General features: G+C 73.7%; 14 protein-coding genes. 7 read left to right on the top strand and 7 right to left on the bottom strand.

Annotated features, from left to right (window positions below):
* Window positions 1-2: 2 nt before the first annotated feature.
* Both FGE12_RS09735 and FGE12_RS09740 read right to left on the bottom strand, forming a co-directional pair.
* Window positions 3-1,919 carry an MXAN_5187 family protein gene (locus FGE12_RS09735; protein ID WP_153866124.1) on the bottom strand — a complete coding sequence of 639 codons (1,917 nt, stop codon included), beginning with the start codon at window positions 1,917-1,919 and terminating at the stop codon, window positions 3-5.
* A 135-nt stretch (window positions 1,920-2,054) separates the two neighbouring features.
* Window positions 2,055-2,405, bottom strand: a complete 351-nt coding sequence (locus FGE12_RS09740; protein WP_153866125.1) for an HPF/RaiA family ribosome-associated protein — start codon at window positions 2,403-2,405, stop codon at window positions 2,055-2,057.
* Between the two features lie 159 nt (window positions 2,406-2,564).
* Here FGE12_RS09740 and FGE12_RS09745 point away from each other — a divergent pair, with 159 nt between their 5' ends.
* Both FGE12_RS09745 and FGE12_RS09750 read left to right on the top strand, forming a co-directional pair.
* Window positions 2,565-2,939 carry a response regulator gene (locus tag FGE12_RS09745; RefSeq protein ID WP_153866126.1) on the top strand — a complete coding sequence of 125 codons (375 nt, stop codon included), beginning with the start codon at window positions 2,565-2,567 and terminating at the stop codon, window positions 2,937-2,939.
* A 36-nt stretch (window positions 2,940-2,975) separates the two neighbouring features.
* The gene (locus FGE12_RS09750) at window positions 2,976-3,425 is read left to right on the top strand and encodes a DUF2007 domain-containing protein (protein ID WP_153866127.1); all 450 of its coding nucleotides are present in this window, start codon (window positions 2,976-2,978) and stop codon (window positions 3,423-3,425) included.
* 9 nt (window positions 3,426-3,434) lie between these two features.
* Here the strand turns inward: FGE12_RS09750 and FGE12_RS09755 are convergent, their stop codons facing one another.
* Both FGE12_RS09755 and FGE12_RS09760 read right to left on the bottom strand, forming a co-directional pair.
* Window positions 3,435-4,454 carry an N-acetylmuramoyl-L-alanine amidase-like domain-containing protein gene (locus FGE12_RS09755; RefSeq protein WP_370458936.1) on the bottom strand — a complete coding sequence of 340 codons (1,020 nt, stop codon included), beginning with the start codon at window positions 4,452-4,454 and terminating at the stop codon, window positions 3,435-3,437.
* A complete protein-coding gene (locus tag FGE12_RS09760) occupies window positions 4,451-5,407 on the bottom strand; it encodes a HEAT repeat domain-containing protein (protein ID WP_153866128.1) in 957 nt (318 codons plus the stop codon). The genes FGE12_RS09755 and FGE12_RS09760 overlap by 4 nt, the downstream gene beginning before the upstream one ends.
* Before the next feature lie 183 nt (window positions 5,408-5,590).
* Here FGE12_RS09760 and FGE12_RS09765 point away from each other — a divergent pair, with 183 nt between their 5' ends.
* On the top strand, window positions 5,591-5,914 hold the full coding sequence (locus FGE12_RS09765) for a DUF4398 domain-containing protein (protein ID WP_228530689.1): 324 nt from the start codon (window positions 5,591-5,593) through the stop codon (window positions 5,912-5,914).
* A 55-nt stretch (window positions 5,915-5,969) separates the two neighbouring features.
* The gene (locus FGE12_RS09770; RefSeq protein WP_153866129.1) at window positions 5,970-7,373 is read left to right on the top strand and encodes an OmpA family protein; all 1,404 of its coding nucleotides are present in this window, start codon (window positions 5,970-5,972) and stop codon (window positions 7,371-7,373) included.
* Between the two features lie 33 nt (window positions 7,374-7,406).
* On the opposite strand, the gene truD is transcribed toward FGE12_RS09770, so the two are convergent.
* Genes truD through FGE12_RS09785 form a run of 3 tightly spaced genes read right to left on the bottom strand, consistent with a single transcriptional unit; the run spans window position 7,407 to window position 10,888 of the window.
* The gene (gene truD, locus FGE12_RS09775; protein ID WP_153866130.1) at window positions 7,407-8,468 is read right to left on the bottom strand and encodes a tRNA pseudouridine(13) synthase TruD; all 1,062 of its coding nucleotides are present in this window, start codon (window positions 8,466-8,468) and stop codon (window positions 7,407-7,409) included.
* 10 nt (window positions 8,469-8,478) lie between these two features.
* Complete coding sequence (locus FGE12_RS09780; protein WP_153866131.1) at window positions 8,479-9,834, bottom strand: DUF4388 domain-containing protein; 1,356 nt, start codon at window positions 9,832-9,834, stop codon at window positions 8,479-8,481.
* 7 nt (window positions 9,835-9,841) lie between these two features.
* A complete protein-coding gene (locus FGE12_RS09785; protein WP_370458937.1) occupies window positions 9,842-10,888 on the bottom strand; it encodes a DsbA family protein in 1,047 nt (348 codons plus the stop codon).
* 69 nt (window positions 10,889-10,957) lie between these two features.
* Here FGE12_RS09785 and FGE12_RS09790 point away from each other — a divergent pair, with 69 nt between their 5' ends.
* The 3 genes from FGE12_RS09790 to rpsU all read left to right on the top strand — a co-directional run bounded on the left by FGE12_RS09790 (window position 10,958) and on the right by rpsU (window position 13,390).
* Entirely contained in the window at window positions 10,958-12,007 is a 1,050-nt protein-coding gene (locus FGE12_RS09790; protein WP_153866132.1) for an asparaginase, read from the top strand.
* Window positions 12,008-12,066: 59 nt separating this feature from the next.
* On the top strand, window positions 12,067-12,996 hold the full coding sequence (locus tag FGE12_RS09795; protein ID WP_228530690.1) for a GGDEF domain-containing protein: 930 nt from the start codon (window positions 12,067-12,069) through the stop codon (window positions 12,994-12,996).
* Window positions 12,997-13,195: 199 nt separating this feature from the next.
* Complete coding sequence (rpsU, locus tag FGE12_RS09800; RefSeq protein WP_153866134.1) at window positions 13,196-13,390, top strand: 30S ribosomal protein S21; 195 nt, start codon at window positions 13,196-13,198, stop codon at window positions 13,388-13,390.
* Window positions 13,391-13,408: the final 18 nt, after the last annotated feature.

The following is a 13,408-nucleotide window of genomic DNA, read 5'->3' on the forward strand; positions in this document are numbered from 1 at the left end:
GCCTAGTCCTTGACGGGGGTGGCCTTGAGGGCCGCCTTGCCCTCCTTCACGTAGACCTGGAAGCGCACGGTGCGGCAGGCGTACTTCTGCACCAGCTGCTCGCGGTTCTTGCGCAGCTTCGCGACGAACTTGTCGAAGGTGAGGCCCGGGTCGCTCGGCTCGCCGCAGCGCTCGCGCGTGGCGATGAACTCGCGGAACACCTCCTCGAAGTGCTGCTCGTCGGTGAGCGGCCCGCCGAAGGCCGGGGCGGGCGCGGGCGGAGGCTGCGCGAACGCGGGGGGCGGCGGCAGCGGGCTCGCGCGCGGGGCCTCGAGCTCCTGGCGCGCGGCGGCGAGCAGCAGCTCCTGCGGGATGGTGGCCACGCGGGTGGCCTCCGGGTTGTCCTCGCCGCTGTCCTGGAAGCCCTGGAACGGCGGGGGCGGCGGCGGAGGCTGCGCGGCGGCGAAGGGGTCCTGCGCCTGCTGCAGCGAGTACACCGCCGTGGGCTGGTCCTCGTAGTCGTGGCCGCTGCCCATGGGAGGCGCGAAGCCCGCGGGCGGAGGCGGCGGCACCGCGGGATACGGGGCCGGCGTGTGCTCGGAGGGCACGGGCGGCGGGGACTCGAAGCGGATGGCGCCCGAGTTGTAGGTGGGCAGCGGCTCGGGAGCCTTCGCGGTGGGGAACGGGTAGGGCCCGCTCTTGGCCGCGGCGCTCTCGCCGCCGCCCGCGGAGAAGGGATAGGGGCCCGAGCCCGGCAGCGGATCGCCGCCGCGCGGGAAGGGATAGGGGCCCGAGCCCGGCAGCGGATCGCCGCCGCGCGGGAAGGGATAGGGGCCGCTGCGCGCCGCGGAGGGCTCGCCCGGCAGCGGGGGCAGCGCGCTGGGGGTGGACAGGGGGCCGCCCGGGGTGGGCCCTCCGAAGCCTGCGTGTGCGGGGGGCGGCGCCGAGGGCATCATCGAGAGGCCGAGCGTGTCGCTGCCGCCGGAGCGGCGCTCCGTCGCGCCCTCCTCGCGCGCGCCCCGCTCGCCCATCAGGAAGGCCCAGATGGCCGAGAGCACGAGCAGCACCAGCAGCGCGGTGAGCGCGGTGGACTGGTAGCCCGCGAGCGCGCCCATCACCGGCGCGGTGCTCACCACCGCCACGGCCTCGAGCGCGCTGTTGGAGAGCGTCTGGCGGCTGCCCACCGAGAGCGGCGCGGCGCCGCCCAGCAGATCGCCCCGGGTGCCCAGGGGCAGGTGCACGGGACCGAAGTGGTCCATGGCGCCGCGCGAGACCACGCCGGACTGGCCGGGCTTGAGCGCCGCGAGCCCCGCCTGCGCGAGCGTCTTCTTGCCGGCGCTCGCGAGCATCTTGTCGCCCGCGACGAAGGCCACCGCCTCGGTGCCCTGGGCCGCGGCCTCGAGCCCCGCGGCGGGCAGCAGCGGCAGGCCCACGAACAGCGTGCCGGCGCCGCGCGCATCCGGCGAGGGCACCGGCACGAAGAAGTGCAGCTCGCCGAAGGCGTTGAGGCTGCCGCCCTCGTCGGCGATCGCCGCGAGCGCCGCGCCGTTGAGCGCGCCGGCCTCCGTGGAGGGCTTGGGCGCGGTGCCGCGCAGGAGGGTGAGCTGCCCCTGGGCGCGCAGCGCGAGCACGGCCGTCTCACGCAGCGCCGGGGAGAGCCCCGTGGCCATGTCCGTGCGCAGCGCCGTCATCGCCTCGGGGCCGCGCTCGCCGCGCACCAGGGCGCTGAGGTCCGGGTTCGCCGAGAGCTTCAGCGCGAGCTGCTGCACGGTGAGCCGCTGGGCATCCGCGAGGCTCGACAGGCGCGCGGCCGCGGCCGCGGCGTGCGCCGTGCCCTCCTGGATCGCTCCCGCGCCCAGCGAGCCGGAGAGCAGCGGGAGGTGCGCCAGGCCCAGGACGAGCACCAGCAGGGCGAAGAGGAGGAACTTGAGGCGGGCCATCGCCGTCCTTTTGCGCAGAGGGAGGAAATGCCCGCTTATAGCTTCCACCGCTCTGGGCCAGCAAGGAACGGCGCAGGGGACAGGAGGCAGGGCGCCAGGCGAAGTGCCTGGACGCCCGCCCCGCGCCACAGCCTGCTACACGCCGGGAGCGCCGTCCGGTAGACCGGCGTGGGGGTGCTCGTCCCGGCGCCGCTCGATCTGACGCTTCACGATCTTCTCCAGGCGGTCGCGAGCAGCGTCGATCGCCTGATGGATGGTCTCTGCCGACTCGTCGACGTGGACGGACGGCAGCCCGGGCAGACGCATGGTCACCCGGCAGTCCTTGTCCACGCCCCCCTTGGGGCCATTCGAGTCCCCGAGGTGGATCTCCAGCTCGGCGGCCTCGTCCTGGTAGAAGCGCTCCATTGGCTCCACCAGGTGCTTCTGAACGTACGCCTTCACGCCGTCCGACAGGGACAGGTGTACTCCCTTCAGCAACACCTTCATGGCATCACCTCCGCCCCACAACATGGGCAGCCCCCGGCGCACGGGAAGCAGCGCTTGTTCCCCGCTCCCCTGCCCGCCCTGCAGCCGGCCCTCGAATTCCTGGCGCCCCGCCGCCCATGTGTGGACGTTTCGCACCCGAAGGGGGGTTGTGCTCTGCGCATGGGAGATCGCACTCACGACCGTCTCAAGGTGCTGGTGGTCGAGGACGACGGGGACAGCCGCGAGGTGCTGGCCGAGATCCTGGCCGTGGACTTCGACGTGCGCACGGCGGCCGACGGGCTGGCCGGGCTGGAGGCCTTCGAGGCCGAGCACCCGGACGTGCTCATCACCGACGAGACCCTCCCCGGGCTGAGCGGCACCGCGCTCGCCCGCCGGGTGAAGGACCTGCACCCGGATGCCCGCGTGGTGCTCGTCTCCGGCCACGCCACCCTCCCCGACACCGAGGCCTGCGACGTGGTGCTCCGCAAACCAGTGGACATCGACAAGCTGGCAGCCGCGGTGGGTGGGGACGCCTGGACGGCGCACCATCACTAGCTTCTTTCCTGAGTCTGCGGACCGGGAGGGTGTTCGATGAAGTACTGCGTGCAGTGCGGGTCGGAGTACCAGGATGGAGCCACGGAGTGCGCGGACTGCCGCGGAAGGCCGCTGGTGGATGCGCAGACCATGCGCGCCACCGGCCGGGCCATCCCGGGCGAGCGCGACACGCGCACCTTCGTGCGCGCGGGCACCGCCGAGGACCCCCTCACCGCGGAGCGCTACGTCGAGGTGCTCGAGGCGGCAGGCCTCAGCCCCTTCGCCCGCGCGCGCCGCGCCGGCAGCGTGGACAGCCTCACCACCGGCGTGGTGATGCCGTGGTGGGAGCTGCTCGTGCCCGAGGCGGAGCTGGCGCGCGCCGTGGAGCTGCTGCGCGAGGAGCGCGCGCGCTTCGAGGCCACCGCGGACGAGGCCTCGCTCGCGGCCGAGGAGGAGGAGCGCGAGGGTGAGCGCGGCCTGGACGCGCAGGCCGCGGCGCCCCTCTAGCGCGAGGCCTCAGGGCGCGGCGCGCACCGCCGTCTGCGAGGGCGAGGCCGCGTCCGAGGGGACGCGCACCTCGTAGAGGCTCACCCCCGTCACCCGCCAGCGCGTGTACTTGCTGTTGCGGGTGAGGAAGGTCGCCAGGTCCTCGTCCACCACGTGGCCGTAGCCGTTGCGCGCGGCGTGGCGCAGGTAGGTGCGCCGCTTCTTCTGCACCACGAAGCCCAGGTGCGTCACGCGCGTGGGCATCAGCGGCTTGTCCTCGCGCACCACGACGAGCAGCGTGCCCGAGGGCAGCTCGCGCGCGTGCGCCATCACCTGCGCGAGCGGGATCACGTCCAGGGCGAAGCTGCCGCGCGGCTGGCGCGCGCGCGGCAGCCCCAGCGCGGCGCTGGTGCGCGAGCTCCAGGTCAGATCCGAGAGCACCTTCACCTCGCGCACCACGTCCGCGCCGCCGTAGCGCCGGGTGGCGCTCTCGAGGAAGCCCTTGCGCAGGTTGTTCGGCAGCCACTGCGCTTCCATCAGGTGGTTGCGATCCTCGTAGCGCGGCTCGCTCGCGTAGCGCAGCCGCTCGAGCAGCGCGGGGACCTCCGCCTGCGAGCGCGCGAGGCTCAGCGCGATCGTCTCCTCCACGAAGGTGAGGCAGTCCACCGCGTCCAGGCGGAAGGTGGGGTCCGGGTCCACGCCCTCCCCCTCACCGAGCGGCGAGAGCAGGTAGGGCGTGTCCAGGAAGCGCTCGCTGTTGCGCAGGAGGCGCTCGCGCAGGGGCAGGCCGCTCTCGCGCTCGGGCAGCTGCGCGCGCTCCTCAGGCGCGAGCGAGGCCCAGCGCTGCGCGGTACTGGGCGCGGGCAGCGGCAGCACGCCCGTCGCGGGGGCCTGGGTGGGAAGCGCGGCGCCCCGCGGTTCGGCGAGCGCAACGCGAGCCGCCGCAGCCCCGCGCGCTGCCGACGCGGGTGCGGCGCGGGGTGCGCTCGCCGCAGCCTGCATGGAGCCCGTCGCGAGCATCGAGAGCAGCAGCGCTGCAGCCGGGCTCACGGCGCCACCCCGGCGCGGCGCAGCGCCGCGCGGCGCGCCTCGTCGCTCAGGTGCAGCGGCTCCAGCTCGCGCTCGATGGCGAGCCGCGCGGAGGAGGACTTCTCGTTCCACGAGGCGAGCACCAGCCAGTCCAGCATCGCGCGCTCGCCGCCCTGGTAGAGCACGCGCGCCGTCGCCGCCGCGAGCCCCCGGTCCGCATCCTCGAGCAGCGGGTGCAGCAGCGGGCGCGCGCGCGCCGCGGGCACCCCCTCGAAGAGCGAGACGCCCTGCCGGCGCACGAAGCGGTCCTGCGAGCCGAGCAGCGCCTTCGCGTAGTCCCGCCCCGCGCGGTCCCCGAGCAGCACCAGCCCGCGCGCCGCGGCGAGCCGCGTGCTCTCGGAGCTGCTCAGCAGGAAGGGCCGCAGCGAGGACGCCTGGCGCGCATCGGAGGCCTGGCCCACGGCGACGAGCATCGCGGCGCGGGCGTCCAGGTCCGGCTCGGCGCGCGCCGCGGCCGAGAGCGCGGCGCCGGCGCGCGGATCGTTCAGGGCGCCCAGCGCGCGCGCGGCCTCGCGGCGCACGCCGCTGGTGGGGTCCGCGAGCAGGGGCAGCAGCGCCTCGGGGTGCGGGCGCCCCAGGCGGCCCAGACCCTGCGCGGCGCTCATCCTCACGGCGCCGTCCGGGTCGCGCGCGAGCCGCACCAGCGCGCGCTCGCCCTCGGGCGCCGCGAGCAGCGAGAGCGCGTAGGCCACGTCGCGCCGGGTGCGCTCGCTCGGGGCGCTCGCCGCGTCCGCGAGCCTGCCTGCGGCGTAGCCCTGCATCCCCAGGAACTGCAGCCGGCTCACCGCCGCGCCCACCCCCTCGCCGGCGAGCACGCGGTCCACCTGTGCGTCGGCCTCCGCTTGGCGCGTGGCCGGCGCGGCCGCGGGGGCCGGCTGCGCCGCGAAGAGCAGCGCGAGCACGAGTGCGGACAAGGTGGGAGGCGTGGAGGGGCGGAGCGGAGCGCGCACGGGGGGCGGGGATATGACCAAGCGGCCCCGCGGGCTGTCAAAGCACGCCTGCGCGCCTGCTCCCTCCCGTGCGATTCTTGACCCCCCGGAGGGCACTTGCTACGACCGACCGGTTTCCCGCTGCCCGTTTCACCTTGGACGTGTGCGATGCCGATGAAGCCTGTGTGGGTGGGACTCTCCGCCGCCGCCGCGCTGCTCGCGGGCTGCGGTCCCGTGCAGTCCACCGCGTACCTGCTGGACGCAGACGTGCAGATCCAGGCGGCGCGCACCGCGAACGCCGAGCGCTACGCCCCCTACGAGTGGACGGCGGCCAACCTCTACCTGCGCAAGGCGCGCGAGGAGGTGGGCTACTCGGACTTCCAGGCCGGCGTGGACTTCGCGGAGAAGGCCAGCAAGTTCGCGAACGAGGCGCGCGAGAAGTCGCTCGCGGCGGCCAGCGCGGAGACCCCGTCCACCCCTCCCGCACCGTGACCCGGCGCGCGCTCCCCTGCCCCGCGCCCTCCGCTCCCCTCCGGGCCCCCCTCTCATGACGCGACGCCTTCCCTCTGCCCTCCTGCTGCTCCTCCCGCTGCTCGCCGGACCTGCCTGCGTGAGCGGCAGCAAGATCCGCGCGGACGCCGAGGTCATCCAGGCGGACACCGAGCGCGCCCGGCGCGCGGGCGCCCTGCGCTGCGCCCCCGTGGAGCTCGCCACCGCCGAGGCCAACCTCGAGTTCGCCCGCGGCGAGCTGAGCCAGGGCTCGAGCCACCGCGCCTCGCAGCACATCCGCACCGCGGACCAGGCCGTGAAGAAGGCGCTCGCGGCGGCCAAGACCTGTGCGCCCGCGCCCGTGCCCGCCTCCGTGCAGCCGGGCAACGCGCAGTCCTCCCAGCCGCAGCAGGTGGTGAAGATCCAGGAGACGGACTCGGACGGCGACGGCGTGCCCGACAAGGACGACCCCTGCCCCAGCCAGGCCGAGGACCGCGACGGCTTCGAGGACGCGGACGGCTGCCCCGAGCCGGACAACGACAAGGACGGCGTGCTGGACGGCAACGACCGCTGCCCGCTCACCGCGGGCCCCGCCTCCAACGGCGGCTGCCCCGAGGAGGCCCCCAAGGACCGCGACGGCGACGGCGTCCCCGACCCCGCCGACAAGTGCCCCGACCAGGCCGAGGACAAGGACGGCTTCCAGGACGAGGACGGCTGCCCCGAGCTGGACAACGACCAGGACGGCATCGTCGACAGCGCGGACAAGTGCCCGGACGTCTCCGGCCCCATGCAGAACCTGGGCTGCCCCATCGTCGACAAGGACGGCGACGGCGTGCTGGACGCGCAGGACAAGTGCCCCTCCGAGCCCGAGGACAAGGACGGCTTCCAGGACGAGGACGGCTGCCCGGACCTCGACAACGACGGGGACGGCAGCCCGGACACCGCGGACAAGTGCCCGCTGCAGGCCGGCCCGCTCGAGAACTTCGGCTGCCCGGATCAGGACAAGGACGGCGACGGCATCCCCGACCGCGTGGACGCCTGCCCCGAGCTGCCGGGCGTGGCCGAGGAGCACGGGTGCGCGCGCAAGTACAAGATGGTCGAGATCAAGCGCGACCGCATCGAGATCAAGAAGCAGATCAACTTCGCCTCGGGCTCCGCGCGCATCCTCGGCAAGACCAGCTTCGCCATCCTCGACGACGTGGCGCAGGCGCTGAAGGACGCGCCCTTCATCAAGAAGGTGCGCATCGAGGGCCACACCGACTCCAACGGCTCGGACGCGGCGAACCTGCGCCTGTCGCAGAACCGCGCGGACGCGGTGATGTCCGAGCTGCTGCGCCGGGGCATCGACCCGGGCCGCATGGAGGCGGTGGGCTTCGGCGAGACGAAGCCGCTGTCCTCCAACGCCACGGCGCGCGGCCGCGCGGAGAACCGCCGCACCGAGTTCAACATCGTCGAGCAGTAGCGGCGGGTTGGGCGGTAGGGCGCCGCGTGCGCCCTACTCGCCGAGCGCGCCGAGCGTGCCCGCGCCTTCCTTGAGCAGCTCCTGCAGCACCTCGGTGGCGTAGCTGCCGCGCGGCAGCTCGAAGGCGAGCCAGAGGTCCTCGCCTTCGGCCGTACGCTCCGGCGTGAGCTCGGCCGCGCCCAGGCGCACGCGGTAGGCCCGGCGGCCGCCCTCCGTCTCGCCGCCCCCGCGCGTCTTGAGATCGTCGAGGCTCACGCCCTCCGCCGCGAGCAGCGCGGCCTCCGCCTCGGCCACCGCGTGCGCAGCGCGCGGCATCTTGGGCCCGAAGAGTGGCCCTGCGGGGCTCACCTCGAAGCTGCCCACGCGCGGGCCGTCCACCTCGGGCGCCTCGCACACGAAGAGGCCGCCCGTCTCCTCCTTGCGCAGCACGTCGCCGAGCAGCGCGGTGGCGAGCGTGCCCGAGCGCAGGCGCTCGGCGAGCGCGCGGTTGAAGAGGCGCGACTGGAAGGCGGAGAGGTAGAGCTTGCGCTGGAAGCGGTCCGGGCGTCGCGCGAGCCGCTCGCCCAGGAGCAGCTTCCGCCCCTGCTCGGCGTTGTCCCCGGCGCGCCCGAAGCGCTGCTGCCCGAAGTAGTTGGGCAGCCCCTCGGCGAGCAGCCGCGCGAAGGTCTCGCGCGCGGCCTCCACGTCCTGCACGCCGCGCAGCCGCAGCCGGAAGCGGTTTCCGCGCAGGTGCCCGGTGCGCAGCTTGTTGCCGTGGCGCCGCTGCTCGAGCACCTGCACGCCCTCGAGCGCGAAGCCCTCGAGCCGCGGCTCGCAGCGCGCCGGCACGCTGAGCCACTGCCGCGTCACCGCCTGGCGGTCCTTCATCCCCGCCGCGCCGACCTCGCCCTCGGGCACGCCCGCCGCCTGCGCGAGCGCGCGCACCACCTCGCGCGTGTCGCGCCCGCGCTTCTGCACCCAGAGGAAGAGGTGCTCGCCCTCGCCCGAGGGCAGGTACGCAGGCAGCTCTTCCACTTCGAAATCGTCGGGGCTGACCTTGAAGGTGCCGCCGCAGCCTGGCACGTCCGCGGTGAGGCGCGGCAGCACTTCACTCATGGCGCATCCCTCATGGGGCATCCAACGTCGCGAGCAGCTCCTTCACCCGGCGCGCGAGGTCCTCGTCCGCGCGGCTCTCGAGCAGCTCTCCGGCCTGGAAGAGGAGGAAGAACATCACGTCGCTCAGGGCCTGCTTGAAGGAGGCCACCGGCTCGCTGCCGAGGCTCGCGCGGTGGCGCTCGAAGGCCTCCACGAGCCGGCCCTCGGGGAGGCTCCCGTCCGCGGCGAAGCCCAGGCCCTCGAGCACCGGCGAAGCCGAGAGGGCCTGGTTCGCGAGCGCCGCGTTCGCCGCGGCGATGAACTCGCGGTCCATGGCCTGCTTGGCCACCTCGTCGCGGATCTCGCGGAAGATGAAGTTGAAGATGCGCACCACCGCGAGCGCGTCCTGGGCGCCCGGGGCGGGCGCCGCGGCGGCCGGCGTCGAGCTGCGCGGCGGCTGGGCGCGCGCGGGGGCGGCGGCGGCGCGCGCGGCGTCGCCCTGTGCGGGGGCGGAGGCGAGGGGGCGCTCGGAGAGCGAGGCGAAGCCGCCCTCGAGGAGCCGGAACACCACCTTGGTCACGTCGAACTCGCCCAGCTGCGCGAGCCGGCCCAGCTCCAGCAGGGTGCGCTGCCCGTCGAGCAGGGCGAGCACGCGGTCCTCGTCCTCCTCGAGCTTGCCGTCGCTCCCGCGCTTGCGCGCGACGTAGAGCCGCCCGTGCGGGATGCGCTTCCGGAAGTGCGCCATCTCGTCGATCTTCCGGATGCTGTCCATCAGCAGGCTCTGGGTGGAGAGCTGGATGGTGTGGCCTGCCTTGTCGTCCACCGGCTGGTCCACGAGGAAGAACGCGCCCTCGCGGCACAGCACGATCGCGTGGAAGATCTCGCTCACCTGGTGGGTGACGCACTTGAACAGGTCGTGCGCCTGCAGCAGCCCCTTCTCCACCAGCGCGCGGCCCACCTTGCTGGGGGGGTGCTCGCGCAGGGTCTCCTCCAGCTGGCCGCGCTCCACGTAGCCCAGGCGGATGAGCAGCTCGCCGAGCCGCTCGGCGGGATCGTCACTGGTGGCGCCGCGCACCTCGCCCTCGCGCAGCATCACCGAGCGCTCGCCGCCGGGCGCGTGCACGCGGATGACGCCGCTCCAGCGCATCTGGCTGAGGAAGGCGATGAGGTCCGAGATGGGAAAGCCTGAGGCATCCCCCGAGAGCACCACGCGCGGAGGCGAGGGCGGGCTGCCGCCCTGCGCGGGCGAGCGCGCGAAGACCAGGAGATCTCCGCTGCCCCCGGTCATCAGGGCATAGGTGTCCCCCCGGCCTCCGAGCGCCGGGCTGGCCTGGCGCTCTGCCGGGACCAGCTGGCCGGAGGCATCGATGCGAAAGCGCGACGTCATCGCGGCCCTAGTCCGCGGCCCAGGCGCCGTTGTTCGCGCGCCACTCGGCCTCGTCCTCGGCGCTCTGGCGCAGCTGGTCCTCGGCGTAGCCCAGCTCGTAGGGGCGGCCGTTGAAGAACAGCGAGGGGGTGCCGCGGATGTTCGCGCTGGCGCCCAGCGCCTTGAAGCCCTCGAGCTCCTTCAGGTAGGTGCCCGCCTTGAGCACCTTCTGCAGCTCGGCCGGGTTGAGCCCCACCTTCTGCACCAGCTTGGGCAGGTTGTCCGGGCCCAGCGCCGTCTGGTTCTCGAAGAGCACGTCGTGCAGCTCCCAGAACTTGCCCTGGTCGCGCGCCCAGAGCGCCGCCTGCGCGGCCGGAAGCGCGTTGGGGTGCATGGGCAGCGGGTACGGCGCGTAGCAGAAGCGCACCTTGTCCCCGTTCTTCTTCATGAAGGCGGACAGGCGCGGGTGCGCGGCGCCGCAGGACGGGCACTCGAAGTCCGCGAACTCCACCATCGTCACGGGCGCGCTCTTGCTGCCCTGGCACAGGCGCTCGTCCACCTGCAGCGGCACGCGCGGGGCGCGGAAGGAGGCGTAGTAGCGGCTGAGCGCCACGATCGCCTCGGTGCCCGGCACGCCCTCCTTCACCAGGCTCGCGGCGAGGCGCGCCTCGCGCTTGGCGTGGCGGCAGGGGGCGTGCTCCTTGAGGCAGGCGCCCAGGCTGTGCGGGCAGCCGCAGTAGCAGAACTCGTCGCTGAGCACCGTGGCCAGCTCGCGCTGCGCGTCCGCGGGCAGCGAGGAGAAGTCCATGCCCGGGTAGCTCGCGAGCGGACCCGCGCCCCCGGTGCCGTCGCCCTGGCCGTCGCTGCTGCTGCTGGCCGGGGCGGGCGCCGCCGAGCCACTCGCCGCGGCGGCCGCCGGAGCCGGAGGGGTGTCGCGCACGGCGGGAGGGGTCGCCTTGCTGCAGCCGGCGGCCGCGAGCAGGGTGGTGAGGGCGAGGGAGAACACCTGCGCGCGCGGCATCTGGAAGAGCGTCTGGGGGAGCATCAGCCGGGCCTTCGGGGAGGAGGTGGGCACGCCGCGGGTCTTAGCGATGCAGCCAGGGCTTGTAAAGCCACGCCGGCTTTGTCAGTCAGGGGGCCACCCATGCCCAAAGTCCTGCTGCTGCACACCGGTGGAACCCTCGGAATGGCTGGCGGGCGCCCCTCGGCGCTGCGCCCGGCCGCCTTCTTCAAGACGCTGAAGGCGCGCGTGCCCGAGCTCTTCGATCTCGCGGACATCGAGCTCGAGCTGTTCAGCAACCTGGACAGCTCGGAGATGCAGCCCGAGCTGTGGACCCGGATGGCGAAGCACCTGCACCACCGGCTGCCCCAGTTCGACGGCTGCGTGGTGACGCACGGCACGGACACCCTCGCCTACACGGCGAGCGCCCTCTCCTTCATGCTGCGCGGGCTGCCCTGCCCCGTGGTGCTCACCGGCAGCCAGCGCCCGCTGGGGGAGATCCGCACGGACGCGCGGCTCAACCTCATCGACGCGGTGCTCAGCGCGCTCAACGGCCCGCGCGAGGTGAGCATCTGCTTCGACAGCCACCTGTACCGCGGCAACCGCACCCGCAAGGTGAAGGTGGCCGAGTACGACGCCTTCGAGAGCCCCAACTTCCCCGTGCTGGGCACCCTGGGGGTGGGCACCCACTTCGAGCGCGGCCTGCGGCCGAGCGCCCGCTTCACGCTGCACGAGCGGCTGGAGCCCCGCGTCTTCCTCCTCAAGGTGTTCCCGGGCCTGGACCCCGCCCTGCCGCTCGCGCTGCTGCCGCACGTGGCGGGCCTGGTGCTCGAGGCCTACGGCGCGGGCAACTTCCCCATCGCCCCGGAGCTGGGCCGCAGCCTGCAGCCGCTCTTCCAGCAGGCGCGCGCGCGCGGCGTGCCGGTGGTGGTCATCAGCCAGGCGCACCGCAACGGGGTGGACCTGCGCCTCTACGAGTCCGGCGCGGCCGCGCTCGCCGAGGGCGCCATCGGTGGGGCGGACCTGACCCCCTCTGCCGCCCTGGTGAAGCTGATGAACGGGCTCGCCTACCACAAGGACCCCGCCCGCCTCGCCCAGTTCATCACCACCCCGGTCGCGGGCGAGCTCACCCCGGACCTGCCCGAGCCCACCCCGCGCGGTCCGCGCCACCGCCAGGGCACGCGCCGGCACTGAGAAACGCGCGCGCGCCGGTTTGCCGGCGCGTGCGGCCGCCCCCTAGAATGGCCGGCACGATGCCCGGCGGGTCCTTCGAGGAGAAGACGAGCGTTCAGTCGTTCAGCGACCTGCTGGGGCCCGCCGCCCCCGCCCGCCAGAGCGCCTACCTCATCGTGCTGAGTGCCAAGAGCGCCGCGGGCATCGGGCGCATGCACAAGCTGGAGGGGCCCGAGACCCTGCTCGGGCGCAGCAGCGAGGCCGGCTTCCAGGTGGAGGACGACGGCATCAGCCGCAAGCACGCCAAGGTGGTGGGCGGCGGCGAGGGGCGCTTCCAGCTCGTGGACCTGGGCAGCACCAACGGCACCTACCTCAACGGCCTGCGGGTGAGCACGGCGCAGCTGTGTGACGGAGACCGCATCCAGATCGGCTCCAACACGGTGCTCAAGTTCAGCCTGCAGGATCAGCTGGAGGAGCAGTACCAGCGCAGCATCTACGACAACGCCACCCGCGACGCGCTGACCCGGCTCTACAACCGCAAGTACTTCCTGGACACGCTGCGCAAGGAGTTCGCCTACTGCCTGCGCCACCGCCAGCCGCTCTCGCTGGTGATGTTCGACGTGGACCGCTTCAAGGCCATCAACGACACCTACGGCCACCCCGCAGGCGACCTCGTCCTGCAGCGCATCGCGCAGCGGGTGCTGGACACGGTGCGCACCGAGGACGTGCTCGCGCGCTACGGCGGCGAGGAGTTCGCCCTGATGCTGCGCGACTCGCCCGAGGGCCACGCGCTCGCCTGCGCCGAGCGCTGCCGGCAGGCGGTGGCCAGCACCGACTTCACCTTCGGCGGCGCCGCGCTGCACGTCACCATCAGCCTGGGCGTGAGCACCCTGGTGGACGCGCGCTACACCCAGCCCGAGGAGCTGGTGGGCGCCGCGGACACCTACCTGTACCGCGCGAAGCACTCGGGCCGTAACCGCGTGGACGCGCGCAGCGTGAGCGGCCCCTAGCTGCCCCTGCCTGGCGCACGGGCGGCCAGGCCCCGCGCTCCCCCCTGCTCCGGGCGCTCCGGCGCACTCCGGGCTGCGGTCCCCTCCCGTCGCGGGGGAGGCCTTTTTCCCCGCCTTCCCTTGCCTTTTGGGCCCCTCTGGGTCATATCCGCCGCGCTTTTCCCCAACCCTTTGACGCAAAGCGGAAGGAGGTGACTGCATGCCCGGTATTCGAGTGAAGGACGGCGAGTCCATCGAGAGCGCCCTCAAGCGCTTCAAGAAGGCGACCGAGAAGGCTGGAATCCTCTCCGAGATCCGCAAGCGCGAGCACTACGAGAAGCCTTCCGTGAAGAAGAAGAAGAAGGCCCTCGCGGCGAAGAAGCGCGCGGTGAAGAAGGCCCGCAAGACGTACTAGTCGCGGCGCTTTCACAGC

It is taken from the genome of Aggregicoccus sp. 17bor-14 (assembly GCF_009659535.1).
GTDB lineage: Bacteria > Myxococcota > Myxococcia > Myxococcales > Myxococcaceae > Aggregicoccus.